At 44.0% G+C, this 25,213-nt stretch carries 24 protein-coding genes and 1 pseudogene; 13 read left to right on the plus strand and 12 right to left on the minus strand.

Going from position 1 to position 25,213, the window contains the following annotated elements; all coding sequences use genetic code 11:
- Positions 1-117 precede the first annotated feature (117 nt).
- Positions 118-1,014: a hypothetical protein gene (locus OCU56_RS07165; protein WP_261872548.1), complete on the minus strand. Its 897-nt coding sequence runs from the start codon at positions 1,012-1,014 to the stop codon at positions 118-120.
- Positions 1,015-1,248: 234 nt separating this feature from the next.
- Here OCU56_RS07165 and OCU56_RS07170 point away from each other — a divergent pair, with 234 nt between their 5' ends.
- Positions 1,249-1,491 carry a type II toxin-antitoxin system Phd/YefM family antitoxin gene (locus tag OCU56_RS07170; protein ID WP_261872549.1) on the plus strand — a complete coding sequence of 81 codons (243 nt, stop codon included), beginning with the start codon at positions 1,249-1,251 and terminating at the stop codon, positions 1,489-1,491.
- 8 nt (positions 1,492-1,499) lie between these two features.
- Positions 1,500-1,799 (plus strand): type II toxin-antitoxin system RelE/ParE family toxin, encoded by a 300-nt coding sequence (locus OCU56_RS07175; protein WP_261872550.1) that lies wholly within the window; start codon positions 1,500-1,502, stop codon positions 1,797-1,799.
- 155 nt (positions 1,800-1,954) lie between these two features.
- On the opposite strand, the gene OCU56_RS07180 is transcribed toward OCU56_RS07175, so the two are convergent.
- From OCU56_RS07180 to OCU56_RS07190, 4 genes and pseudogenes are all read right to left on the minus strand, one after another.
- Positions 1,955-2,257 carry a type II toxin-antitoxin system RelE/ParE family toxin gene (locus tag OCU56_RS07180; RefSeq protein ID WP_261872551.1) on the minus strand — a complete coding sequence of 101 codons (303 nt, stop codon included), beginning with the start codon at positions 2,255-2,257 and terminating at the stop codon, positions 1,955-1,957.
- Positions 2,245-2,502 (minus strand): type II toxin-antitoxin system Phd/YefM family antitoxin, encoded by a 258-nt coding sequence (locus OCU56_RS07185; RefSeq protein WP_261872552.1) that lies wholly within the window; start codon positions 2,500-2,502, stop codon positions 2,245-2,247. The genes OCU56_RS07180 and OCU56_RS07185 overlap by 13 nt, the downstream gene beginning before the upstream one ends.
- A gap of 236 nt (positions 2,503-2,738) precedes the next feature.
- Positions 2,739-2,909, minus strand: a pseudogene (locus OCU56_RS17465) (integrase); the annotation flags it as partial.
- A 307-nt stretch (positions 2,910-3,216) separates the two neighbouring features.
- Positions 3,217-3,474, minus strand: coding sequence for a DUF1289 domain-containing protein (locus tag OCU56_RS07190; RefSeq protein WP_261872553.1), 258 nt, complete (start codon positions 3,472-3,474; stop codon positions 3,217-3,219).
- 157 nt (positions 3,475-3,631) lie between these two features.
- Between OCU56_RS07190 and OCU56_RS07195 the strand changes: the two genes are divergently transcribed.
- The gene (locus OCU56_RS07195; protein ID WP_261872554.1) at positions 3,632-4,114 is read left to right on the plus strand and encodes an META domain-containing protein; all 483 of its coding nucleotides are present in this window, start codon (positions 3,632-3,634) and stop codon (positions 4,112-4,114) included.
- 19 nt (positions 4,115-4,133) lie between these two features.
- On the opposite strand, the gene OCU56_RS07200 is transcribed toward OCU56_RS07195, so the two are convergent.
- Complete coding sequence (locus tag OCU56_RS07200; RefSeq protein WP_261872555.1) at positions 4,134-4,523, minus strand: hypothetical protein; 390 nt, start codon at positions 4,521-4,523, stop codon at positions 4,134-4,136.
- Positions 4,524-4,981: 458 nt separating this feature from the next.
- Between OCU56_RS07200 and OCU56_RS07205 the strand changes: the two genes are divergently transcribed.
- From OCU56_RS07205 to cydC, 5 genes are all read left to right on the plus strand, one after another.
- Complete coding sequence (locus tag OCU56_RS07205; RefSeq protein WP_261872556.1) at positions 4,982-6,670, plus strand: NAD-dependent malic enzyme; 1,689 nt, start codon at positions 4,982-4,984, stop codon at positions 6,668-6,670.
- Positions 6,671-6,819: 149 nt separating this feature from the next.
- Positions 6,820-7,461, plus strand: coding sequence for a SanA/YdcF family protein (locus tag OCU56_RS07210; protein ID WP_261872557.1), 642 nt, complete (start codon positions 6,820-6,822; stop codon positions 7,459-7,461).
- A gap of 125 nt (positions 7,462-7,586) precedes the next feature.
- The gene (gene trxB / locus OCU56_RS07215) at positions 7,587-8,543 is read left to right on the plus strand and encodes a thioredoxin-disulfide reductase (protein ID WP_261872558.1); all 957 of its coding nucleotides are present in this window, start codon (positions 7,587-7,589) and stop codon (positions 8,541-8,543) included.
- A 108-nt stretch (positions 8,544-8,651) separates the two neighbouring features.
- Complete coding sequence (gene cydD / locus OCU56_RS07220) at positions 8,652-10,424, plus strand: heme ABC transporter permease/ATP-binding protein CydD (RefSeq protein ID WP_261872559.1); 1,773 nt, start codon at positions 8,652-8,654, stop codon at positions 10,422-10,424.
- Positions 10,417-12,156, plus strand: a complete 1,740-nt coding sequence (gene cydC / locus OCU56_RS07225; protein ID WP_261872560.1) for a heme ABC transporter ATP-binding protein/permease CydC — start codon at positions 10,417-10,419, stop codon at positions 12,154-12,156. Before cydD ends, cydC begins: the two co-directional genes overlap by 8 nt.
- 64 nt (positions 12,157-12,220) lie before the next feature.
- On the opposite strand, the gene OCU56_RS07230 is transcribed toward cydC, so the two are convergent.
- A complete protein-coding gene (locus OCU56_RS07230) occupies positions 12,221-13,234 on the minus strand; it encodes a zinc-binding alcohol dehydrogenase family protein (RefSeq protein WP_261872561.1) in 1,014 nt (337 codons plus the stop codon).
- Between the two features lie 102 nt (positions 13,235-13,336).
- On the opposite strand from OCU56_RS07230, the gene OCU56_RS07235 reads away from it, so the two are divergent.
- Positions 13,337-14,254, plus strand: a complete 918-nt coding sequence (locus OCU56_RS07235; RefSeq protein WP_261872562.1) for a LysR family transcriptional regulator — start codon at positions 13,337-13,339, stop codon at positions 14,252-14,254.
- A 224-nt stretch (positions 14,255-14,478) separates the two neighbouring features.
- On the opposite strand, the gene serC is transcribed toward OCU56_RS07235, so the two are convergent.
- The gene (serC, locus tag OCU56_RS07240) at positions 14,479-15,567 is read right to left on the minus strand and encodes a 3-phosphoserine/phosphohydroxythreonine transaminase (protein ID WP_261872563.1); all 1,089 of its coding nucleotides are present in this window, start codon (positions 15,565-15,567) and stop codon (positions 14,479-14,481) included.
- Between the two features lie 149 nt (positions 15,568-15,716).
- Positions 15,717-16,982, minus strand: a complete 1,266-nt coding sequence (locus OCU56_RS07245) for a YdgA family protein (RefSeq protein ID WP_261872564.1) — start codon at positions 16,980-16,982, stop codon at positions 15,717-15,719.
- Positions 16,983-17,146: 164 nt separating this feature from the next.
- On the opposite strand from OCU56_RS07245, the gene OCU56_RS07250 reads away from it, so the two are divergent.
- The 3 genes from OCU56_RS07250 (at position 17,147) to OCU56_RS07260 (ending at position 20,319) form a co-directional block, all read left to right on the plus strand.
- A complete protein-coding gene (locus tag OCU56_RS07250; RefSeq protein WP_261872565.1) occupies positions 17,147-19,078 on the plus strand; it encodes an ATP-binding protein in 1,932 nt (643 codons plus the stop codon).
- A 14-nt stretch (positions 19,079-19,092) separates the two neighbouring features.
- The gene (locus OCU56_RS07255) at positions 19,093-19,590 is read left to right on the plus strand and encodes a response regulator (protein WP_261872566.1); all 498 of its coding nucleotides are present in this window, start codon (positions 19,093-19,095) and stop codon (positions 19,588-19,590) included.
- A gap of 189 nt (positions 19,591-19,779) precedes the next feature.
- On the plus strand, positions 19,780-20,319 hold the full coding sequence (locus OCU56_RS07260; RefSeq protein WP_261872567.1) for a hypothetical protein: 540 nt from the start codon (positions 19,780-19,782) through the stop codon (positions 20,317-20,319).
- 165 nt (positions 20,320-20,484) lie between these two features.
- Here OCU56_RS07260 and OCU56_RS07265 read toward each other — a convergent pair whose 3' ends face one another.
- From OCU56_RS07265 to OCU56_RS07275, 3 genes are all read right to left on the minus strand, one after another.
- Positions 20,485-20,685, minus strand: a complete 201-nt coding sequence (locus OCU56_RS07265; protein ID WP_261872568.1) for a DUF4250 domain-containing protein — start codon at positions 20,683-20,685, stop codon at positions 20,485-20,487.
- A 99-nt stretch (positions 20,686-20,784) separates the two neighbouring features.
- On the minus strand, positions 20,785-21,477 hold the full coding sequence (locus OCU56_RS07270) for a hypothetical protein (protein ID WP_261872569.1): 693 nt from the start codon (positions 21,475-21,477) through the stop codon (positions 20,785-20,787).
- 54 nt (positions 21,478-21,531) lie between these two features.
- Positions 21,532-22,719 carry a BamA/TamA family outer membrane protein gene (locus OCU56_RS07275; RefSeq protein WP_261872570.1) on the minus strand — a complete coding sequence of 396 codons (1,188 nt, stop codon included), beginning with the start codon at positions 22,717-22,719 and terminating at the stop codon, positions 21,532-21,534.
- 127 nt (positions 22,720-22,846) lie between these two features.
- On the opposite strand from OCU56_RS07275, the gene OCU56_RS07280 reads away from it, so the two are divergent.
- Complete coding sequence (locus tag OCU56_RS07280) at positions 22,847-25,171, plus strand: YgiQ family radical SAM protein (protein ID WP_261872571.1); 2,325 nt, start codon at positions 22,847-22,849, stop codon at positions 25,169-25,171.
- The last annotated feature ends 42 nt before the right edge of the window (positions 25,172-25,213 follow it).

A 25,213-nucleotide genomic window follows, 5' to 3' on the forward strand; every position in this document is an offset into this window, starting at 1 on the left:
CGCCACGTTAAGTGGTGAGCAACGCCTACCACCCTACCTAAACCATTATGCCGTAAACACTAAAGCTGAAAATGCCAAGCGTTGGGAGTCACTCTTAAATGCTTTGTTAACTGTATTTTAGCTCGACTTTTTTGGTGGAGCTTCGTCCATAACTGATCTTGTTATCGGCTTTTGTGGTGGAGGTGGCGGCGGTGGTGGAGTTGCTTTTTTATCAGTCATAAGATCCTCACATTTTTTTAGGTGGTTGACCGTTTTCAATAATTCTTCGTGGTTTTGGCGCTGTTGGAGCGCTTGGTGGAGGTGGTGGAGCACCTGTTCCTGGTTTTTTAGGCATAACTGCTGTACCTCCAGCATGTTTTGATTGTGTAGTACTGCATTTGCAATATTACTATCTATATTCTCTAGTTTGTCTACCAAAGAACGATTATATATTAGTGTCTCTTTTCGTGGAGACGAAGTATCAAGGTCAAAAGTTACAAATAAAACACTCGCTAAGAGAAAAGGGACAGAAGCGATTAGTAACCAACGCACTGAATTATGAATACGTGCAAAACGGGTATCATTTATATCTGTGTTGTGACTTGAGCAGTCTCTTAACTGCTCATAGATAAATTGCGACACCATTTCGTCAACGTCTACTACAGGCTGTTTATTTTCTGGGTAATCTTCATTGTATTGATTAATTGAAACAACATACTGCTGTACTTCTACTCGGTATCCATCCGTTTCCTTGGGACTCGGAACCCCTTTGTACTCATTTCCCCAAAAAGCTGAAATTAAGTGCCAAACTCCAATAGCAGATAAAGCAATACTTAAAACTGCTAATACTACAAACGCTATTGCTGCTTCTCTATAGACAGAAAAGTCTAACATTCTGAGCATATAGCTAACGATTGAGAAACCAGTAAAGATTAGTGCGAAGTTAATCTGTACTCGCGTAAACAATTTTTCCCTAGTTTCCATTTCGTGAAAATACATCTTTTCATAGAATGGAAACAGCTTATCTCGATTCACGAAACCTCCTATACAGTTAACACTGCGTTAAGTAGTGAGCAACGCCGACCACCTAACTTAAACCATTGTGCCGTAAACACTAAATTCAAAGTAAACCCAAAATGCCAAGCGTTACGAATCTGCCTTAAACACTGTGCCAGTTTGATTTTCGCACAAATCGCACGATTTAATTAAATTGAACATTTCGTGCAAACAATTATACTCTTACTGATAACTCAAGTTTGGAGCTTTAAAATGCATACATTAACAGCAAATGACGCTAAACGTAATTTTGGCGAACTACTTCTAAGGGCTCAACGAGAACCTGTTAAAATTAGTAAAAACAGCAAAGATGCGGTCGTTGTAATGTCCATTCAAGACTACGAAGAACTTGAAGCAATGAAAGCTGATTACATTAAACATTGCTTTGAGGCTGCAAAAGTCGACCTAGCACAAGGTAATACAGTTGATGGCGAAACATTCTTGAAGAGCCTGTAGCCTAACGTATGCGAACGAATAAATATAAGCTAAGTAAATTGGCGCAAAGCCATTTGCGTAAAATTAAAAGCTACACAGTTACAAACTTTTCCGAATTACAATGGAGTAGCTACAGAGACAACCTACTTACTGCTTTTCAAATGCTTGCTGACAATCCAGCAGTTGGTAGAAGCTGTGATGAGTTGTACCCAAGCGGCTTCTACTTCCCTGTTGGCAAGCACACTGCCTACTTTACCAAAGAAGACGGCTTTATTCTGATCGTTGCTGTTCTTGGTCAATCGCAGCTACCTCAGAATCATTTGAAATAATATCCACGCCCTAAAAATTACAGTTAGGGTGCTGAACCTAATTGGTAAACTAACGCGTGTTAAGATGCGACAAACAAGTGTGCCATACTTGAACGAAGCGAAAACGGCTCGCGTTTGGAGTCACTCTTAAATGTTTGCTAGCCGCTCATTTTTGCCTACTGTTTACTCAGCAAAAATTTACGTAGATCTCGTTCTTCTCGCATCACATACAAAATGTAAACCTTGTCATTGCCTTGTTTGTAGAAAACACGGCAAGGGCTAGCAACAACTTCACGGTAGTTTAAATAGTCAAGTTCGGGTGGAATACGTCCCGATTCAGGGAACATTTCTAAACGATCCACTTTGTCAAAAACTGATTTAACTAACAGTTTAGCCGCAACCATATTTTCTAACGCTATGTATTCAGCAATGTCATTTAGATCTGATAAGGCAGGAGCTGTCCAGATTATTTCAGCCATTTTGACATCTTATCTTTCGCTTCACTATGAGAAATAATCTTACCATCAGCGATTGCACGTTCACCTCTAGCGATACCTTCAAGGATAGAAAGACGATTCTGCATAGACTCATAGTCATCAACATCAACTAGATAAGCTGATGGCTTACCATGCTCGGTAATCAACACTGGCTCTTTACTATGATGAAGATCCGATAAGATTTTTGTAGCCTGACGTTTCAAGGATGTGACAAGTTCAACTTTCATGAGTACTGCTCCAAGTGAAATACTAAAGTGATACTATTCTATCACTTTAAGTATAGCAATCCTCGTGACGCTAACGCCGCGTTAAGTGGCGAGCAACGCTACCACCACACTCAAGACATTATGCCATAAACACTGATGCATATCTTTAAACTGAAACCGCCCAGCGTTGGGAGTCCGTCTTAAACGTCGTTTGTTAACTCTGAATAGTATCTCGAAAGGAACTCATTGATGTGCTAAAACTTGATCGATTTGGTTGGCAACCGCCCCATGAACTCATCAAGGCGGTAACAGTCCCTCTCCAAATTTCGATAAACGTCTTTGGAAAGCCGTTCTTCTTTCTTCACACGAGATAACACTAATGGGAGCCACTCTTTTAAAGGCCGATTAAATTTGTCCTTTCGGCCTTTATATGCACGATTTTTCAGTGACATTGTATTTGCGCAGCAATTAACGAAAAGGATTCCCGAAGCGTAAAATGATTCAACGAATCGATTTCAAGCCCACTTTAGGGTGGACTAACACAGTAGAACTAAGTTGCTAATCTATTGATTTTATTTGACTATTTCATTGGCCTTTTTAACCGTTTTTTAGGTCAATTAGAGCTTAACCACCAGCTCTAAATACATGAAATTCATATAAATCAATACTATACAGATAAGATTACTACCAACAATCGGGCTTTCGCCTTTCTTAACCCTTATCTCTCGCCATCCCTTAAAAAAGCTCACCTTGAGTGCTGGTGTCATTATCACTCGGCTTTGTACGACCATCAGTAGGCGCATTTTTTGCCACCTGGCGACGATAACGCTGACGGCACAAACGTATCACATGTTTTTTTTGTACGCTGGACAGTTTTTGCCATGCAAAACGCTCTTCTCGATTGCGCATGCATCCCTTGCAGTACCCTCTTTCATCGGAACTGCACACACCAATGCAGGGGCTAGGTACATCAAAAAAGTCTAACTGCTCCACCCTTCCCCCTTGGTCTGGCTACCTTGATACCCACAGTATTTATCAAAGGCGTTAAATATTCAATTGATTGCCATGCAATCATTAACTTATTCATGACAAGTTCCCCTTGCTTTGATATACACTTAGTTGATTATTTACTAACTTGCTAGGTCATAACATGTATAAAAAACTTACTGTCATTTCTATCGCATTACTGGTTTCAGCGTGTTCGAGTCATGGGGATCACGAGCAGAATAAACAAGCTATGTCGGCAAAAGCCGAAGGGCAAATGAGTACCCTTGCCGTAAATGAGCAAGCACTTAAGCATCATCACTGGCAACTGACACACATAGATGGTGAGGCTATTGTTACCCAACCAAACTTTAAGGCCCCGACCTTAGAAGTGGGTGAAAATATGACTACCAATGGCAATGCAGGGTGCAATAATTTCTTCGGCCAAGGAGAGCTTAAACAAGGCAGTTTTCGTATTGAGCAAATGGGCATGACAATGAAAATGTGCCCAGAAGAGGTCATGAGCACAGAAATGACTTACGCTAAAGCACTGTCTCTATGGAATACAGTGACGTTAACTCAGCAAAGCCTAGAGCTGAAAAGTGCCGAACATACGTTAACCTTCACTCTAAAGGACTGGGTTAACTAAGAGTTTGAGGTGTGACGAATCACAAGGTTACTGTCCACAGTTCATCGTGAGTGCCGAGCACCTCAACCTCTATACCATCCACAATTGTTGCGATCTGCTCAGCTTCCAATACGTAAGGCAAAGAGACTTCCAGCCGCTTGATATGTTGCGACTTGGCAAGTTTGAGCAGTTTGAGCAAATTTTTTTCATCGCTATGCGTTGAAGAAAGCTGATCTAATGCGCTCTCCCAGAGGATCTGCTCAGCGCTTCTTGCCTCTGTCAACTCTTGTTGCCAAAGGGTAGCAAAAATAGGGGCAATACTATAAATGACGTCGACAAAACGCCAACGATGACCTCGACTACTGACCCCTAAGAACTGGGTGTAATCAAATCGAATAATATCAGTTTGCTCTGCAGTTGCGTTCATCATATGCACCGATTAGATATTAAAAGTAATGCCAATCACACTAAGTAAGTATTCAGAAATAGCGCAGGAAAAATGCTCAAAAACAAGGTAGAATTTTTCGATAAGTAGTTATCCTACAATCAAAAATTCTAACGCAGTTATCGAGTATTTTAACAAGCTAGAATGACCCATTATTTAGTACGATTGGTATAATCAACTTGCTGGTATTTTAATCTCTATCATTCACCGTTATCCCCCTTATAACAACCCTGTATGCAATAACGTTCCACTACGCAGTGCTTACATGACCAAAAGGTATATATGAAACCAATTGCTAACAGTTTCATTAACAATATCGCTACCTTATATAAAATAAAGGCTACATTGTGAAAAAAATGACATTTACATCGTTCAATTTGTAAAGGGGATACTTTACAATGCCCTACGCCAACACCCTCAGTCTCTCTCAACTAGGTTAAACAATGAAAAACGACAAAAGACCACTGTATATCCCACACGCAGGGCCCGCACTTTTAAGTACACCTCTCCTAAATAAAGGCAGCGCATTTACCGCCTCTGAACGATCACACTTTAACCTAGATGGCTTACTCCCTGAGACGACTGAAACCATCGCCGAACAAGTAGAACGTGCCTATCAACAGTATCAACATTTTGATAATGACCTAGACAGACACATCTATTTGCGCAACATTCAAGACACCAACGAAACTTTATTCTACCGTCTTGTACAAAACCACATCTCCGAGATGATGCCGATAATCTATACCCCTACAGTGGGTGCGGCCTGTGAGAAATTCTCCAATATTTATCGTCGCGGACGCGGTTTATTTATCTCTTACTCAAATAGAGATCGCATCGACGATTTGCTTAACAACGCCTCCACGCACAACGTAAAAGTGATTGTAGTGACCGATGGCGAACGTATTCTTGGTTTAGGCGACCAAGGCATAGGCGGCATGGGTATCCCTATTGGGAAACTGTCTCTTTATACTGCCTGTGGCGGTATCAGCCCAGCCTACACCTTACCTATAGTGTTAGATGTGGGAACCAATAACCCGCAACGTTTGGCCGATCCTATGTATATGGGTTGGCGTCACCCCCGAATTACCGGGGCGGAATACGATGAGTTTGTTGAAGAGTTCATCCAAGCGGTTCAACGTCGCTGGCCAGAAGCACTGGTGCAATTTGAAGACTTTGCACAAAAGAATGCCATGCCTCTTTTACAAAGATATAAAAACCGCATCTGCTGTTTTAATGATGATATCCAAGGAACGGCTGCAGTCACCGTTGGCTCACTTATGGCGGCTTGTTACGCTGCGGGCAGTAAGTTATCAGAACAGCGCGTCACCTTTGTTGGTGCCGGTTCTGCAGGTTGTGGGATTGCCGAAGCTATCGTTGCACAAATGCAGGCGGAAGGCCTAGCTGAAGATGAAGCACGCGCTCGCATCTATATGGTGGATCGCTGGGGTCTATTACAACAAGGAATGCAAAACTTGTTGGACTTCCAAAAACCGTTAGCGCAACACGCACACAATCTTGAAGATTGGCCAGCACAAGGGCAAGACTACGCCTTACTCGATGTAATGGAAAATGCCAAACCGACAGTGATGATCGGCGTCTCTGGGGCTCCTGGTATTTTTAGCCAGCAAGTTATCGAAACCATGCATAAGCATTGCCCACGCCCTATTATCTTCCCGTTGTCTAACCCTACCAGTCGCGTAGAAGCCGTGCCAAAAGATATTTTGCAATGGACGCAAGGCCAAGCATTAGTTGCTACAGGCAGTCCATTTGACCCTGTGATGATGAATGGCAAACAAATAGACATTGCCCAATGCAACAACAGCTACATTTTCCCTGGTATTGGTCTGGGTGTATTGGCGGTTTCCGCTTCACGTATTACCGATCAAATGTTAATGGAGTCCAGTCGCGCTCTTGCACAATGCTCCCCATTAGGGATGAATGGCAAAGGGGCATTACTGCCACCTTTGGAAGAAATTCATTCCGTATCAAAGAAAATTGCTTTTGCTGTGGCTAAGCAAGCGATAAAACAAGGCGTCGCCTTAGAGATTACCGATCAAGCCATTAAAGAGGCTATCGACAATCACTTTTGGCAACCTGTTTATCGTCGCTATAAGCGTACCGCTTTTTAGTGAAGCATTCTGTTTGCTCGAAATTGCGCCAATATTGGACCCAAACTTCATTTTGGCGCAAACTGTTGCGCCTCATTCAAATCTTTGTATTGCTCATTAGCGGTATCATTCTCTCTTTGATATTGACTTTATCCAGTGTGGATTTTTGGATGAGCTATCAAGCACAAGGGCGAATTTACCAAGATGTTGAGTCAACACCGACCCGCGACATTGCGGTTATTTTGGGCACGAGTAAGTATATAGGGCGCACGCGCAACCCATATTATACGTACCGTATAGATGCGGCTATCGAACTGTATAAACAGCATAAAGTCCGTGGCTTTTTATTAAGTGGGGATAACGCGCACCGCTCCTATAATGAACCGTGGACGATGAAGCGCGATTTACTGGCAGCGGGGATCCCAGAAGAGCTGATCTTCCTCGATTACGCAGGATTTCGCACCTTAGACTCCATCGTCAGAGCAAAGCAAATTTTTAATCTGGATGACTTTACTATCGTCACTCAAACCTTCCATTGTGATCGCGCCTTGTTCATTGCTAATTACTACCAAGCCGATGCCACCTGCTTAGGGGTGCCTTCACCTACCCCCCGTTCTTGGTTTAACGTTCGACTCAGAGAGGTGTTTGCCCGCATTAAAGCCATGTTAGATTTGTATATCATGAACACCCAACCCAAGTTTCTTGGCCCACAACAACCTATTTTACAGATGTTGCCTGTTTATGATTACGGCCCAATAATGCCTCGATTTATTCCAAACAACCTTCAAAATCAACACCATGAACCCAAGTAAACAAACAAATATGTGCTCTATGCTTGAGTTTTTCCGTTTCGAACCAATATACCGTTAAGCACCATCTTCTATTCAACGCCTGAATTACTTACAATCGAGGCACAATTATAAAAGGTCAAATTGATATGAGTAATGTTAAGCACTGTAAACTACTTATCCTAGGCTCAGGTCCCGCAGGATACACAGCGGCCATTTATGCAGCCCGCGCCAATCTCAATCCGGTGATCGTCACAGGAATGCAACAGGGTGGACAATTAACCACCACCACAGAAGTGGAAAACTGGCCAGGTGACGCCACTGATCTCACCGGTCCTGCATTGATGGAACGCATGCAAGCTCATGCAGAAAAATTTGACACTGAAATCATTTTTGACCATATCAATAAAGTCGATCTTAGCCAAAAACCGTACCGCCTATTTGGTGATAGCCAACAATTTACTTGTGACGCCTTAATCATAGCGACTGGCGCTTCCGCAAAATACATTGGCCTTGAGTCAGAAGAAGCCTTTAAAGGGCGTGGCGTATCGGCATGTGCAACTTGTGATGGTTTCTTTTATAGAAATCAACAGGTAGCGGTTGTCGGTGGGGGTAACACAGCGGTAGAAGAAGCCCTTTATCTATCCAATATCGCTGCTAAAGTGCACCTAATTCACCGCCGTGACTCTTTCCGCGCAGAAAAAATATTAGTGAAACGTCTTATGGATAAAGTGGCATCTGGGCATATCGTGCTGCACACTGACCGCGTTTTAGAGGAAGTGCTCGGTGATGAAATGGGCGTAACCGGAGTGCGTGTGAAAGATACCCAATCCGATGCCACACAACAAATCGACGTGATGGGCGCCTTTATTGCTATTGGCCACCAACCTAATACACAGATTTTTAAAGACCAATTGACCATGAATCATGACTATATCGTGGTGAACTCAGGTCTCAATGGGAATGCGACACAAACCAGCATACCTGGCGTCTTTGCCGCCGGTGACGTTATGGATAATCATTATAGACAGGCCATTACTTCTGCAGGAACCGGTTGTATGGCAGCGCTAGATGCTGAACGTTATCTCGACGAAATAGACGCTTAAAGCACATTTTACCCTCTCATATTGAAATCTTATCGTCCGCAGCCTACATCTGTGGACGTTTTTCGATATACTCTCTAGATCTAAACTATTCTCATTTAAATCATACTCATGGATAAGAAAACCCAAAGCGAATTAAGCCGATGGCTTAAACAGCAAAGTAAACTGGCAAAACGATGGCTGACACTCACTGTGGTCGCTGGCATTGCTTCGGCAGTGGTGCTTATCATTCAAGCCTCGCTGATTGCGCAAATTTTGCATAGCTTGATCATTGAGCACACCGATAAATCTGCATTAATCCCTTACTTTATTGGCTTAGCCGTGAGTGTGGCATTACGCAGTTTACTGGCTTGGGGACGAGAAATTGCTGGGTATCGCAGCGGTGAGCAAATTCGCGTTTATATTCGGGGTTTAATTATTGATAAGATGCAACGCCTTGGGCCTGCACATATCAAAGGCAAAACGGCGGGCGCTTGGGGAACCCTGCTCATAGAACAGGTGGAGGAAATGCAAGACTTCTTCGCCAAATACCTGCCACAAATGGCCCTCTCCGCCTTAGTTCCATTGATGATTTTAGTGGTGGTTTTTCCATTAAACTGGATCAGTGGCTTAATATTCTTACTCACAGCCCCTTTAATTCCATTTTTTATGGCATTAGTTGGCAAGCGTGCAGCCGATGCTAACCGCAAAAACTTCAAGGCGTTGCAACGTCTATCAGGCCATTTTTACGACCGATTGCAAGCCATGACAACCATTCGTCTGTTCGATAGAACCCGTGATGAAAAAGAGCAATTGCATGCCGCCTCCGAGGTCTTTAGAGAACGCACTATGAGCGTACTAAAAATTGCATTCCTTTCTTCTGCGGTACTTGAGTTTTTCACCTCTATCTCAATTGCATTAACCGCGGTGTATTTTGGCTTTACCTTTATTGGAGAGCTAAACTTTGGTCACTATGGATCAACTGTCACTTTATTTACTGGTTTGTTTATCTTAATTTTGGCCCCTGAATTCTATCAACCGCTGAGGGATTTAGGCACCTATTATCATGCTAAACAACAAGCCATAGGGGCGGCGGAAAGTATTGTGGACTTTCTTAATGTCGAAGAAAGTGAACACACAACTGACCGTCAAGTCATCACTAAAAAGAGCCATTGCGTTATACAAGCCACAGACCTTGTAGTGACCAGTACCGAAGGAAAAGTATTGGTGGGCCCTATCAGCTTTACCTTACAAAATAACCAGAAAACCGCCCTTGTCGGTCCCAGTGGTGCGGGTAAAACCTCTTTAGTCAATGCATTGCTAGGGTTTCTTCCCTATCAAGGGAGTTTAACCGTCAATGGCGTTGAACTCGCTAAAGCCGATCTTGATAGTTATCACTCTATGGTGAGTTGGGTTGGACAAAACCCCTTGTTGGTGCATGGCACCATTGCCGATAACTTGAATTTGGCAAATAAACCAGTGACAGAGCAGCAATTGCTGGATAAAACCAAACAGGCACACGCCGATGAATTTATTCAAAAGCTTGGCTTAGACCATCAAATATCCGATCGCTCAGGAGGCCTGTCTGTGGGTCAAGCACAACGTATCGCACTCGCCCGTGCCCTGCTGCAAGAGGGGCAATTTTGGTTACTTGATGAACCCACCGCCAGCCTTGATGCTCGCAGTGAATCGTTAATTAATCAAAGTCTACACAGTGCATTAACGGGCAAAACAGCCCTTATGGTGACCCATCAATTGAAACATTTGCAGGAAATGGACCAGATATTAGTTCTGGAAAATGGCCAACTGACTCAACAAGGACACTTTGCTGACTTGCAACACCAAGGGACATTCAAGGCCATGTTACATCAGCAACACTCTTTAGGAGGCGATATCGATGCGTGAGTTACTCCCCTATCTCAAATTGTATAAAAAGCACTGGTTTGGTCTCTCTCTTGGCATGATCTTAGGCTTTTTAACGCTATTTGCCTCCATCGGTTTACTTACGCTGTCCGGGTGGTTTTTATCCGCGGCCGCGGTTGCTGGCCTGACTATTGCTCGAGAAACATTTAACTATATGTTGCCCGGTGGCGGCGTGCGTGGCTTAGCCATGGGACGTACTGCGGGACGTTGGGGAGAGCGTGTCGTATCACATAATGCGACGTTTAAACTTCTCACTGATCTACGAGTCTACTTTTATGAAAAGCTGACCCCGCTTATTCCGGGTCGAGTGGGTGTATTAAGAGATGCGGATCTGCTCAACCGCTTAGTCGCTGACGTATCGGCGATGGACCATGTGTATCTACGCCTCATTAGTCCCGTTATTTTAAGTGTATTAGGCATCACTTGCCTAAGTGCCTTTTTAATGTGGTTTGATTACGATATCGGCCTCACCTTAGGGGCAATTTTAATGGCGCTGGTGATTATTTGGCCTGTGCTTTTCTATAAACTGGGCAAAGGCAACGGGCAACGACTCACGCAAAACCGTGCCGATTTACGCATTTACGCTCTAGATTGGATTGAAGGTCATAGCGAATTATTGTTATTTGGTGCAGAAAAACGCTATCGTCAAAAAATAGACCAAGCGCAAATGGCACTCATGACTAACCAAGCCATTAACGCCCATATTACCGGTCTTGCCAATGCACTACTGTTACTGGCAAACGGCTTCACTCTTATTCTTATTCTTTGGTTATCGGCAGATGGTATTGGTGCATCAGGCCCTAGCCCATTAATTGCTTTAGTGGTTTTTGCCGCTCTAGCCAGTGTTGAGTTGCTGATGCCCATCGCAGGCGCTTTCCAATACTTAGGCCAAACATTAGCCTCAGCGCGACGTCTTAATGAAGTGATAGGCGCAGAAGCGGACGTGCAATTTCCCGCGCACACCCACAGCCCTGTTTTTGCCAATAATCAAGGGTGTGACATTCAATTTCAAGAGGTTTCCTTCGCCTATAGTGCTGACAATAATGCCCCTTTAGCCGTTGATAATATGACCTTGAACATAGCCCGTCGTAGCAAAGTGGCCATTTTAGGTAAAACAGGCAGTGGTAAATCCACCTTATTGCAATTACTCACTCGCTATTGGGATGTACAACAGGGACAAATCTCTATTGCCGGTCAACCACTGAACACTTTTTGTGAAACAGAACTGCGCCAGCTTATTTCTGTAGTCAGTCAACGGGTGGACATTCTTAACGGAACCTTACGCGACAACTTACTCATTGCCAAACCCAATGCCGATGATAGTGAGTTAGCTGCAACCCTCGTCAATGTTGGTCTAGGGGAGTTAATGAATGAGCAAGGGCTTAACCAATGGCTAGGTGATGGTGGTCGTCAATTGTCAGGTGGTGAAAAGCGCCGCATAGGCATTGCAAGAGGGGTGTTACACAATGCACCTATCCTGCTCCTTGATGAGCCCACTGAAGGATTAGATCGTTCCACTGAGTCACAGATAATGGCACTATTGGAGCAACACTATCAAAATAAAACCGTGATTTTTGTTACTCACCGCTTAGTTGGATTAGCACACATGGACAACATTGTGGTACTTGAGCAAGGGAAGTTAGTTGAGCAAGGACAACACTCAGCGCTACTCAAGCAACAAGGTCGCTATTACCAATTGCATCAATCTTTATAATCTCGTCATTTTAAGCCCCTGCAGGTATCCCATGCAGGGGCTTTTTATACCAACATCTCTTTGCTTACGAATGTGATTGGTCTGAAAAGCCCTCTAGGACCAATTTACCCCGGGCTTTTTGCGACTCTAGTAAAGCATGAGCACGCTTCAAATTGGTGGCATTAATGGCCCCGACCACCTCGCCTAATGTCGTTTGAATTTGTCCTGCATCAATCATCGACGCCACTTCCTGTAATATAAGGTGCTGCGCTTGCATATCTTCGGTTTCAAACATGGAGCGAGTATACATAAACTCCCAATGCAAAGAGATGCTTTTGGCTTTTAAGGCGCGTATATCAAACGAGCTAGGATCATCAATTAATCCAAACTGCCCTTGTGGCTTAATGAGTTTCATCACCTCTGGCATGTGTTGCTCGGTGTTATTCAAACTCACCACATAATCAATACAATCACACATGCCCAGTTGCTCACTCATACTGGCGTGATGGTCAATCACTTGATCGGCTCCCAGTTGCTTTAACCAATGTACCGACGCTGGGCGCGAGGCCGTGGCGATGACATGCAGTTGCGTTAGCTGTTTGGCTAATTGCACCATAATGGAGCCTACGCCACCCGCTGCGCCAATGATCAACAAGGTTTTTTTACTTTGTGTCTCCACTTTTAACCGGTCAAATAACATCTCCCACGCGGTCAACGTGGTCAGTGGCAAGGCGGCAGCTTGAGCTGAGTTAAGTGATACTGGCGCTTTGCTGACAATGCGCTCATCCACCCGTTGATATTCTGCATTACTACCAGAGCGGTTCAAATCTCCGGCATACCACACCCTATCACCGACTTTAAATAGCGACACTTGCTCTCCCACTTCTTGCACTATGCCTACCGCATCCCAGCCAATCACTTTGTATCCCTTAGTTGCCGCTACATTGGCACGAATTTTCGTATCCACAGGGTTAACTGAAATGGCCTGCACATTCACTAATACATCACGCCCTGTAACCGTGGGCTTTTCTAACTCAATGTCTTGTAATGACAATGCTTCTTCTATAGGTAAGTTGGCTTGATATGCCACCGCTTTCATGTTCTCTCCTAGATTTTTCCCACAAAGTATGCATCAGTTTAATTGACGCTGTAGATTTTAAAAACTAAGCTAGCTTTAAACACTTTTAACAAAAAGTTAATAATGAAATCTTTACATGATATTAAGGTTTTTCTCGAAACGGCCAAATTAGGCAGTCTTTCTGCGGCCGCACGTAGCCTAGATCAAACCCCTGCGGCGATCAGTCGTACGATTCAGCGCTTGGAAGTCGAATTAGGTGTCCCCCTGTTTATTCGTTCTACGCGAAAACTGCGCCTTTCCTCGCAAGGTCAACTGTTTCTGCCCCGCTGTCAGCAAGCCATGCTTATTGTTGAGCAAGGTATCGATGAACTGTCAGAAAAACATCAACAGTTATCGGGTAACCTCACCCTTTCCATGCCGTCTGATACCGGGCGTGGCATTATCATGCCGCTCATTGATGAGTTTCTTACCCTCAATCCCCAAGTGACGATAAACGTTCATTTAAGCGACAGTTATACCGATCTTTATGAGCAGAACATTGATGTCGCGTTGCGAATTGGTGAGCCTGAAGATTCTAATATGGTTGCGGTGCCTTTGTATAAAGACAATTATCGTATTCTTTGCGCCTCTCCTGAGTACCTCAAGGCGCACCCTGCAATTGAGCATCCTGACGATCTCAAACAGCATAATTGTTTGTGCTTTGCCCTAAATAATAAACTTCACAACCGTTGGCAATTTGTCAATCACGACTCCAATGAGCAGCACATCGCCAAAGTCAGTGGTAACCGAAGAAGCAGTGATGGTCATATGGTGAGATATTGGGCCGTACAAGGCTATGGGGTAGCCTATAAGTCGCGGATTGATGTGTATGAGGATATTAAACAAGGGCGTTTAATCACCTTGGCGGCGCAGTGGCGCGGTGAGTACGCTCCCTTGTATATGGTACTGACTGATAGAAGCCAATTTAGCCGCTTGGTAAAAGCATTAAAACTCTTTTTACAACAAAGACTTGAACAAACTCTTACTGCAAATGATGCATAGCGATATTTTATACCAATCGTACTAAATAACGGGTCATTCTAGCTTGTTAAAATACTCGATAACTGCGTTAGAATTTTTGATTGTAGAATAACGACTTATCGAAAAATGCTGCCTTGTTTTCGAGCATTTTTCCTGCGCTATTTCTGATCACTTACTTAGTGTGATTGGTATTAAAAAAACCGCCGATGAGATCCAGCGGCGGTTTAGAGAACGATTTGCTCGTCTTAACTATCGCTATGTTGCTCAGCAAAGTCATGCATGAATTGAACTAAGGCTGCTACCCCTTCTTCTGGCATCGCATTATAGATAGAGGCGCGCATACCACCTACCGCTCTGTGTCCTTTAAGTGCCACTAAGCCTTTTTCTTCAGCTTGTTGTAAAAATAGGCCATCGAGCTCAGGTTTAGCCAATTGGAAAGGAACGTTCATCAAAGAACGGTTATCCACATGCACATCATTTTTATAGAACGGCAATTCATCAATGGCTTGGTACAGTGCAGCGGCTTTATTGCGGTTGCGTTTTTCAATTTCTACTACGCCACCAATGGATTTTAGCCACTTAAATACTAAACCCGATAAATACCATGCATAGGTCGGTGGTGTGTTGTACATAGAGTCCTTCGCATCCAGCAATTTGTAGCTTAAAGTGCTTGGCAGTGCGTCAGTGGCTAAGTCCAACAGATCGTCACGTACAATAACAAGAGTGATGCCAGCAGGGCCCACATTTTTTTGTGCGCCCGCATAAATTACACCAAATTTGCTGACATCGATTTGTCGAGATAAAATCGTAGAAGACATGTCAGCCACAATAGGCTTATCCGTTACCGGTAGATCATTGATTTCGATGCCGTCGATGGTTTCGTTTGGACAATAATGCACATAAGCTGCATCCTCATCAATCTGCCAAGTGCTGGCAGCAGTGGTGGCAGCCTTGCCATCAACGGTGGTTTTAGCATCAATCACCTGCACGGTACAATATTTACGCGCTTCTTCAATGGCACTGTGTGCCCAGTAGCCACCATCCACATAACATGCCTTGCTAGACTTACCTAACAAGTTCATAGGGAGAGCGGCAAATTGTGCTCGTGCCCCACCCTGGCAAAACAACACTTTATAATTGTCAGGTACGTTGAGTAACTCACGTAGGTTTCGCTCTGCACACTGTGCAACTTCTATAAACTCTTTACTTCGGTGACTGATCTCCATCACCGAGCGTCCCATACAGTTCCAATTGATAAATTCTTTTTGAGCTACAGCCATCACAGCTTTTGGTAAGCCTGCAGGTCCTGCACTAAAATTATAAATGGGGTTCATTTCGTTTCCTTACCGCAAATGATTTAATCAATGAGTTAAATGACTATACCCCAGCTTGAAACAAGATTTAAGTGCCTACGCAATATAAAAAGCCATAGTCTGCTTTAGGGGCAAAACTATGGCTCTGAGTGTCAACAACTGTGTTGTTATTAGTGCGCTTTTGGCATCATCATTGGCATTAACAATGAAATCAGTGGCATTTCTTTGCCGTTAGCAAATTTTATTTTGCCATCTTGCATTTGTAACGACATGCTGTAGCCGTCATCGGTTTGCTTAGCCACTTCCATAATGAGTAGTTCATCTAAGTTTTGCTGGATGAACGGATAAGCCATCACCAGATCACTTGACACAAACGCATTCATATCACCTTGCATAACATCCACTAAATGCATTGGATTATCAATAGCGTTATCCTTAGCCGACGGCAAGCTCATGTGCCAATCAGACTTAAAGTGACCTTCATCCACATCCACACTAAAGTGATTTAGCGACACAGAAAAGCCTTTCTCCAATAGTGCATTAATATTTGGAATGGCTTTTGCGGTATCTTGCTCTGTCCATACTGGGCTGTTTTGATACATTTGCGTTAATGCTAAAAAGGCCGTTTTATCCAAACCGCCTGCCGTAAATTTCAGGTCAAGATTGGCAGCTTCACCATCGTGATTCTTAAACTCTTTTAGTGCCAGTGCATAATCCGCTTGCAGCGTTTGCGCCGCTTCATCTTGCGTGGTTTCAAACTGATAGGTTAAACCACTCAACTCGAATACGTTATTGCCATCATGGTCATTCACCACAAAACCATCTAATGCTAGTTTTTGTTGACCCATCCAAAAATCTTGCTCAAATTTGCCATTACCATTACTCGATAAACCATCAAAGTGCACAACCGCGCCGTTTTGGTAATCAATCTCTAGAGAAGGCATGTTCATGGTGTAATCTAACTGGCCTAATACGGTGATAGAGCCACTAATAGACAGTGAGTTCAACACTGCGGTAAAAGGTTCACTGCCCTCGAATTTAAATTGCTGCTTAGCGATATCCGTTGAAAACTCGGTATTGCCGTTAAGCTGAGTTTTTGTATTCAGTTTAAGCTCGGGGTTTTGTGCATAATAGCTGTCGCTGTTTAAGCTCACAATACCGTGGTGAATCACGTGCACAAATTCATATTCTGTTGGCAGGCCCAAGGTGTTTAACTGCGCTAGCGCCTGAGGATCCGTCACTGTGACTAAGGTTTTTGCTTCAGAAGTGAGATAGCCTCGGTGATACTCTTCTAGAGACACTGTCACGTCTTGGTTATGAATATTTTTCACACCATCGGTAACTATGGTTTGTCCGATCTGTCCTACGGCTAATGGCCAAATGGCTACCAGAGCGACTGCGCCACCTGCTGCGGCGAGTAATTTTAATTTTTTCATATTGTTGATTACTTCATTACCTGTGAGTTGCTCTCTTTATACAGATATAATTGAGATAAATCAGAATTTTCTATATTACTTTTCTTTAGATCGCGGTTATTTTAACCGGCTCTCAGTTACAGTTGCATAAGATTGCTACATTACAATAAAATTCTGGGCGTATTATGACTCAATATTGTGTTCTTTGTATCGAAGACCAGCCACACAATCTCGCTCTGTTTGAGCGTGCTCTCAAGCCATTTGAGCGCAAATTTAAACTGTTCACGGCTCAAACCATCACAGAGGCATACGCACACCTTGATACTATTCGACAACAGCATAATGAGCTTGCGTTAGTCATTGCTGCGCAATCCATCAATAATAGCGCCTCACAACTGTTAGTGGAATTAGAACCACATTATAGCTGTTGTCGAAAAATCCTTACCTGTGATCCTTCGCAATTAGAAAGCGTACTTATTACTATTAATGAGGGACGCCTAGACCATTGCTTTACCCCCCCTTTGCAATTTGAACACACCTATGACATCGTCAAAAAAGAGCTCACTGAATTTATTCTCAGTCAAGCTAAGGTGGATTGGCTTGCCTACGGCTCGGTGTTAGACAGTCAAAAAATCATTCGAGCGCACATAGATAAACGCATTCATGCATACCGCAGTGATTTTATTCGCGATTACCACTCCATCAGTGACGATGAGCTTTCGGAAAAAGTATGTAACGCCTTAGATGATTTCTTTTCAAAAAACGATGCCAGCAATGCCATAAGGCAATATTCCGCCAATCATTTATTAACCAATGAAGGCACCGCCAATCAATTTTTGTGGTTTATCACTCAAGGGGAAGTGGCGCTGTATAAACAAGACGAGCACGGCACCCGTCGCGAAGTGGTACGCCACGGGAAAGGAGGCATTATTGGCGGTATGTCATTTGTCACAGGAGAGCCGTCATTTTCCACGGCTATCACTTTAAGTGCAACACATGTCATTAAACTGGATAAAGAAACCTTCACCGAGGTCATGCATTCCAACACTAGCCTATTACCACTATTTACTAACCTATTGCTGCGCCATTTTAACCGGCGATTGCAACGCAGTATCGACACCAAACTGCAATTGCAACATACCTTTGAATCATTAGAAGCGGCGCAAACTCAACTGGTAGAAAACGAAAGAATGGTGCTATTAGGCCAACTCGTCGCAGGTGTAGCGCATGAGTTAAACAATCCCATTTCGGCTATTTTGCGCAGTTCAGATACCCTCATTGAGCAAATGAGCCAAGACACTGAGCAGTTTCATTCCATTAGCAAACAATTAGGTAAAGAGGTGCTAGACAGAGCCTTGCGTTCCAATCCCATACCCACTCGTCTATTACGAGAAAAAAGTAAAGCCATTGTTTATAAACTGTCCAATAAGCAACAAGCTAAAAGCGTGGTACAAATGGGCCTTGACCGTCATATCGATATACTAAGCCAGCAACCAAACCCAACACTACTATTGCAAGAACTCAATCACTACTACACCGCAGGAACAACCCTACGCTCTATTAATGTCTGCTCACAAAGAATTGCTGACATGGTAAAAAGTCTAAAGAGCTATGCTCGTTCCGATCAAGAGTCTATTCAGTTGGTGGATATCCACGAAGGCATTGAAGATACGCTGGTCATTTTTGAAAATCGCTTAAAACACATTCATGTGGAACGGGATTACCACGATCTTCCCCCTACATACTGCCGCCCTATTGCTCTGCAGCAAGTTTGGACAAACCTCGTCAGTAACGCCTTGGACGCCATAGACTTATCCAGTAACACCGTTAACGGGCAACTGACCATTCATACTCAACTTCTCGCAGATAGCCACGGCTTAGAGATCCGCTTTAAAGATAACGGTTGTGGCATTGAACCTCAGCAACTAGAACGCATTTTTGAACTCAACTACACCACCAAAAAACAAGGGGACTTTGGTCTGGGCATAGGACTGTCTATATGTCGCCAAATCGTCCACCAGCATAATGGCACTATTCGCGCTGATTCCGTTATTAATGACGGAACGCAGATGATCGTTCATTTACCTTTTTACCCCCACAGTCCACCAACAGCTTAAAAAAGAGGAAGCCCATGGATAAACTTTTTATTTTATGTGTCGATGATGAAAGAGATGTATTGGACAGCGTCATACGCGATCTCAGTGTTTTTTCTGAATTTTGTGATATTGAAGCGGCGGAATCGATCGCTGAGGCGCGCGAGGTCATCGGTGAGTATCAAGCCGAGAACACCCCTCTGGCGTTGATTTTATGTGACCACATCATGCCCGATGAAACTGGGGTCGAATACCTGATTGAGTTACATAACGAAGAATTAACGCGCAACAGCAAGAAAATCCTGCTCACCGGACAAGCGGATCTCAATGACACCATTCATGCCATTAACCACCATTGTCTTGATTTCTATATTGCTAAACCGTGGCAGAAAGCCACCCTTATTGAGGTAATCAAAACCCACTTAACTGGCTACGTTATTGAGTGTGAATCTCAACCTATGCAGTGGGCAAAGTTTTTGGACACCAACGCCATTTTGCAAGCAGTATCAGACAAACGCATTCAATTCGGTGAATAAACGCACAAAATAAACAAATTTACTAAAATTGACAGAAATTTAGCCGTTATAAGCCTCTGTTTTAGTGGAGGTAACCCGAGCGTTCCATTAATATAAAATAAAACCAAAGGCGGATCATTTAACTATGATGGTGGGAGTTCCCATTTAAGCCAAGGATTCACATATATATCAAGTAGGTTATCAAGAACTATGCGTAAATTAGCCTGTGCTACCCTCCTAGTAGCAGCGACTTTTTCTGGCACTACCTTTGCTGAAAGCCCAGCGGTAATGAGCAACTTTAACTACGACTTTATTGATGCTCGTATCGGTATGGCCCCCCTAACCTTCGGCGCAGGTGTGAGCAAATCTATCCACCCTAATGCACACTTCCTAGCTACCATCGACTCTGAATTTGAAGATGATTATAACCTTCGTGCTGGTTTAGGTTTCCACGCTCCTGCAACAAACTGGGCTGATATTACCGGCGCTATGTTGCTGCGTGTCGTGGACAATCACAAATACAACCATAATGTGGGAATGGAAGTGAATCTCGGTTGGCGTCAATGGTTAGGTCCACAATTTGAAGTGGGCGGTAACGTGGGTTATGTGACTATAGATAGCAACGACGACTGGATTGGTAGTGCTTATGGCCGCTTTCACGCAACAGAGCTGTTTTCAATTGGCTTAGAGGGTAAGCTGAACGATTTTTACGGTGATCAACTGATGCTCACCACACGTTTTGTCTTTTAATCTCAGTGAGACATCAACAAAATGGCGACCTAGGTCGCCATTTTATACCAATCACACTAACGTCGTTATTCTACAATCAAAAATTGTAACGCAGTTATCGAGTATTTTAACAAACTAAAATGACCCGTTATTTAGTACGATTGCCGACGTTTGAGTGCAAATCGGCTAAAAGCCTCGCGATTTAAACTGATTGGTTAAAGGATCGTATTGATAGCCCACATGAGCCAATTTATCCGCCAAACGGCTCACATCAATCTCATACATACTCGACAACTCTTCAATACTTTCGCATTCTAGGCGCAACTTTTCATTGATGATGCCAAGCAAGATATTACTATCCCAATGGGTCAAGTTACTCAGATCCATAAGCTACCTCTTCGTTAATCGTCAACAAGCACTCATATAAGATTAGATGTAAACCGTCAATTTGACAGTCAGCAAGGGCATATCCGCTCACATTTCCACTTAAAATAGTGGCAATAATAGATAACTCCCCAGCAGTGCCAATATACCGGCAAGCGCTATTTGCCATAATTGCACTGTACCATCACAAAACAGATGCCAACTCCATATCACCACCGCTAAAATCAAAGTGGGAAATGCATACACTATCACCCCAACCACCCACTCACTATTTGCCGACCAAGCCCAATAGGTTTGTAGCAATACAGCAATCACCACCATCATTAAAGAGATGATGCCCGTAACAGGAAGCAGGCGATGAAAGGCTTGTAAACGACTGCGCGCTCTGATCAACAGTAATTGGGCCAACACAGCCCCTAAAAACAGCAATAACGCGACACAAACGCTGAGCGACCCTACAATAAAGGGCGGCTTACTGCTCACAATAGCGGCCAGCCAAAACAACGTGGCGGATAAAGCGCATAGATACAATAAAAAGAGGGGCCCCCGATGGCGGGTTTTGCCTGTTTGTGTCTGTACGGAGAAATAGACCAATAAGCCTGCTGGGATCAGAAACGCAGGCAAGGCTCCTGCACTAATAAAAAATAAGCCAGCAATAATAGGCAGTTGCTGATGTAATCGCCCCCTTTGACCTGGGCAGATGTCCCCCTTTAGCAAAGCCGTAATAAGAACCAGCAAAGCGCCAATGGCCATGGGTAACAACAGATATTGCGATAATTGAGCGTAATTGTGCATAACATCGAAAATTAAAATGATTTTAGGGTCACAGTGTAACCCTAGGTTAAGGGATTACAATCCTGTGCCTACATTAAAGTAAAAAGCGTTATCGTGTTCACTAAACGCAAAGTCCATCCCCATATGTACGCCATAACGGCGAGCAATCAAATAACGAAATCCACTGCCATAAGCCCACTTCATCTGCTCAAACATAGTCGAAACGCCTTCATTGGCCTCCCCTATACCGCTGTTGCCTCCCACCCCACCAAACACAGAAATACTCCAGCGCGGTGTCCACTGCCACATAACTTGCGTTTGATAAGAACTGGTATAGTTCCCTTGATAACGGTTTACGGGGATGCCACGTAAATTAATGTCAGGATAGGCTAAAGGAGGAAGGCGGGATTCATCTGTGGTAAGGGCGTTATATTCCACCGCAAAAGCTAAGGTCCAACGTGGGGCAATAGGAAAATAGGCCGTACTGGACGCTAATAGGGTTTCATAGTCGTTATCACTGCCAATACCAGAGCGATACCATAGGTATTCTGCTTTAAAATCCCATCCCTGTGTGGGATAGAAAAAGCTGTTTTTTGCATCGTATTCTAGGTTAACGCCAAGCCCCGAACTCTTAGTGTTACCAAAACGATAGGTGTGCTCGGTTCCTAGGATATTATTCACCGTGACTTCACTATCAGAGTAGAACTGCTGAACCCCCAAAAACAGTGGCGTATTGGATATACGAAACTGCAATTTTTGCATTCCCCCTAGCCCTTTGGTTTCAATTTCAAAGCCTCGCTCTTTCAATGGCCCTTGATTATTCGACCAAGGGTAAAAATCCATGATAGCACGGCCTACACCAATGCCTCCCAAGTAGCGAATACTGTCTTGTTGCCACACTCTTCTATGACCCAGCAAGGCAAACCAACTGCCATTTTCCGTGCCACCACCACCGGCCACTGTCACGGCCGGAGGGATCAGCATTGCCCCTCCATCCACAGACTGCAACGCCAGTTTTCGCCGCGCTTCTTTTTGCTGCTCGGTTTCATGTAAGAACATCCCCATCACCCCAAAGCCATAACCTACTGCAGGTTCGGTGATAATGATGGGCACGGGCAAAAAGCCGTAGGCGTTTTCTGCCAGGTACTCTCCCATATCAAAAGCGCCATCTAAAGGGTCAGTAAACTGGCTGGCTTGCGCCATATTGCATATGAACGCTGAGAGTGTCATAACAAGAGCAATATTGCCGATGGGCTTTTTCATATTCGACCACTATTATATATATGAAATTAAAGGAGTATTACTTGAGTATATATAAAGTTTGGGCTTCTGCTAGCTAACATTAACACGAATCGCTATAATGCACCGCTTGCTCAAAAGAGGTCAAAAAATGCACAACGCCATAACCCCAATCCACCAACATAAAAAATACTGGGCCGAATGCTTCGGAACCGCGCCATTTTTGCCAACCAGTCGCAAAGAGATGGACGCATTAGGATGGGACAGTTGTGACATTATCATTATTACCGGCGACGCATACGTAGACCATCCAAGTTTCGGTATGGCCATTATTGGTCGTCTACTTGAAGCGCAAGGTTTTCGCGTGGGTATCATCCCCCAACCGCGCTGGGGGGATAAAAAAGATTTCATGAAATTGGGTCAACCCAATCTCTTTTTTGGTATCACTGCTGGCAATATGGACTCCATGATCAACCGCTACACGGCAGACAGAAAGTTACGTCATGACGATGCTTATACGCCCAATAATGAAGGGGGCAAACGTCCTGATCGCGCCACTTTAGTCTATTCTCAACGTTGTCGTGAAGCGTACAAACAGGCGCCTATTGTTCTCGGTGGTATTGAAGCGAGCTTACGACGCATTGCCCACTACGATTATTGGTCTGATAAAGTTCGTCGCTCAGTATTATTTGATGCAAAAGCGGATTTATTACTGTTTGGTAATGCGGAACGTGCCCTCATTGAAGTCGCGCACCGTCTCGCTAACGGCGAAGAGATCAGTCAGCTTACTCATATTCGTGGTACGGCGGTTAATCTTGCTCAAGCCCCAGAGTCCTTCAAGATCATTGACTCGTCACGTATTGAAAAACCCAATAAAGCCTTTGTGCCCACCAACCCCTATGAGGTGGAAAGCAATTGCACTGACAAATCCTCAGAACAGTCCGAAACCAAAGCAGAGCCAATAGTGATTCGCCCGAGTCGCCACGATTCAGAAACCACGGCGATTCGCATTCCTGCTTTTGAAAAACTGCACAATGATAGAATTTTGTATGCCCACGCCAGTCGCATCATGCACCTAGAAACCAACCCCCATTCTGGGCGCGCTTTGATTCAACGCCATGGTGATCGTGAACTGTGGGTCAACCAACCACCTATTCCATTAACCACCGAAGAGATGGACTATGTGTTTGGCCTGCCTTTTGCACGCGTGCCACACCCTATGTATGGCAAAGCCAAAATACCCGCCTACGATATGATCAAAACCTCGGTAAACATCATGCGTGGCTGCTTTGGCGGCTGTTCTTTTTGTTCTATTACCGAGCATGAAGGGCGTATCATTCAAAATCGCTCTCAAGAATCCATCTTAAATGAGTTAGAAGAGATCCGAGATAAAGTGCCTGGGTTTACCGGAACCATCTCCGACTTAGGTGGCCCTACCGCGAATATGTACCGTTTAGGGTGTAGCATCCCAAAAGCGGAAGCCACTTGCCGTCGCCCTTCTTGTGTTTTTCCCGGTATTTGTAATAAATTAAATACCGATCATAAGCACACCATAGATTTATATCGCGCAGCCAGAAAAGTTCCAGGGGTGAAGAAAATCATGATCGCTTCAGGGGTGCGCTATGATCTCGCCATTGAGTCTCCTGAATACGTCAAAGAATTAGTCACGCACCATGTTGGCGGCTACTTAAAAATAGCGCCAGAACATACCGAAAAAGGCCCATTAGATAAAATGATGAAGCCAGGTATGGGCGCTTATGACCGTTTCAAAGAGATGTTTGAAAAATACAGTCAACAAGCGGGTAAGAAACAGTATCTTATTCCTTACTTCATCTCAGCCCACCCTGGCACCGAAGATGAAGATATGATCAACCTAGCGTTGTGGCTAAAAGCCAATAAATATGAGTGCGATCAGGTGCAAAACTTCTATCCATCTCCTATGTGTAACGCAACGGCCATGTATTACTCTGAGACCAATCCATTAAAACGCGTTAAATATAAAAAACGTGAAGATGTGCCAGTGGCAAAAGGCGAGCGTCAACGCCGCTTACATAAAGCCTTATTGCGTTATCATGATCCCGCAAACTGGCCATTAATTCGTGAAGCCCTAATAAGCCTTGGCAAAAAGCATCTTATTGGTGATAAACCAAGCTGTTTAGTGCCTGAAGAAGATATCGAGGCGCAAACCCCAGCCCAACGACGTAAGTCTGGACGTCATGGTGCGCACCGCTTTGCGACTAAGCATACCGATAAACAACCGGATATTCGTAAGCCTAATCATCGAGGTAATGCAAAATCTGGCCAAGGAAGACCGGGACAGCCAAAACAAGGCGGTACTCATCAAGGGCAAGGAAAGAGCAACAGCGGTAACGGCAATAACACCGGCAATAATACTGGCTCGGCTAAAGGTCGCGGACAAAACAAGGCTAATGGCCATCAAGCACAGGCTGGAAAAAATAAGACCCGCCGCCGCTAAATACGGCTCGATACCGCTAAAAGCACATTAAAAATAAGGCCG

Source organism: Vibrio rarus, from assembly GCF_024347075.1.
Lineage (GTDB): Bacteria > Pseudomonadota > Gammaproteobacteria > Enterobacterales > Vibrionaceae > Vibrio > Vibrio rarus.

Coding starts and splice junctions, on each gene's coding strand:
- OCU56_RS07170 (WP_261872549.1), top strand. CDS start 1,249: ATGCATACATTAACAGCAAATGACGCTAAACGTAATTTTGGCGAACTA.
- OCU56_RS07175 (WP_261872550.1), top strand. CDS start 1,500: ATGCGAACGAATAAATATAAGCTAAGTAAATTGGCGCAAAGCCATTTG.
- OCU56_RS07180 (WP_261872551.1), bottom strand. CDS start 2,257: ATGGCTGAAATAATCTGGACAGCTCCTGCCTTATCAGATCTAAATGAC.
- OCU56_RS07185 (WP_261872552.1), bottom strand. CDS start 2,502: ATGAAAGTTGAACTTGTCACATCCTTGAAACGTCAGGCTACAAAAATC.
- OCU56_RS07195 (WP_261872554.1), top strand. CDS start 3,632: ATGTATAAAAAACTTACTGTCATTTCTATCGCATTACTGGTTTCAGCG.
- OCU56_RS07200 (WP_261872555.1), bottom strand. CDS start 4,523: ATGATGAACGCAACTGCAGAGCAAACTGATATTATTCGATTTGATTAC.
- OCU56_RS07205 (WP_261872556.1), top strand. CDS start 4,982: ATGAAAAACGACAAAAGACCACTGTATATCCCACACGCAGGGCCCGCA.
- OCU56_RS07210 (WP_261872557.1), top strand. CDS start 6,820: ATGAGCTATCAAGCACAAGGGCGAATTTACCAAGATGTTGAGTCAACA.
- trxB (WP_261872558.1), top strand. CDS start 7,587: ATGAGTAATGTTAAGCACTGTAAACTACTTATCCTAGGCTCAGGTCCC.
- cydD (WP_261872559.1), top strand. CDS start 8,652: ATGGATAAGAAAACCCAAAGCGAATTAAGCCGATGGCTTAAACAGCAA.
- cydC (WP_261872560.1), top strand. CDS start 10,417: ATGCGTGAGTTACTCCCCTATCTCAAATTGTATAAAAAGCACTGGTTT.
- OCU56_RS07230 (WP_261872561.1), bottom strand. CDS start 13,234: ATGAAAGCGGTGGCATATCAAGCCAACTTACCTATAGAAGAAGCATTG.
- OCU56_RS07235 (WP_261872562.1), top strand. CDS start 13,337: ATGAAATCTTTACATGATATTAAGGTTTTTCTCGAAACGGCCAAATTA.
- serC (WP_261872563.1), bottom strand. CDS start 15,567: ATGAACCCCATTTATAATTTTAGTGCAGGACCTGCAGGCTTACCAAAA.
- OCU56_RS07245 (WP_261872564.1), bottom strand. CDS start 16,982: ATGAAAAAATTAAAATTACTCGCCGCAGCAGGTGGCGCAGTCGCTCTG.
- OCU56_RS07250 (WP_261872565.1), top strand. CDS start 17,147: ATGACTCAATATTGTGTTCTTTGTATCGAAGACCAGCCACACAATCTC.
- OCU56_RS07255 (WP_261872566.1), top strand. CDS start 19,093: ATGGATAAACTTTTTATTTTATGTGTCGATGATGAAAGAGATGTATTG.
- OCU56_RS07260 (WP_261872567.1), top strand. CDS start 19,780: ATGCGTAAATTAGCCTGTGCTACCCTCCTAGTAGCAGCGACTTTTTCT.
- OCU56_RS07265 (WP_261872568.1), bottom strand. CDS start 20,685: ATGGATCTGAGTAACTTGACCCATTGGGATAGTAATATCTTGCTTGGC.
- OCU56_RS07270 (WP_261872569.1), bottom strand. CDS start 21,477: ATGCACAATTACGCTCAATTATCGCAATATCTGTTGTTACCCATGGCC.
- OCU56_RS07275 (WP_261872570.1), bottom strand. CDS start 22,719: ATGAAAAAGCCCATCGGCAATATTGCTCTTGTTATGACACTCTCAGCG.
- OCU56_RS07280 (WP_261872571.1), top strand. CDS start 22,847: ATGCACAACGCCATAACCCCAATCCACCAACATAAAAAATACTGGGCC.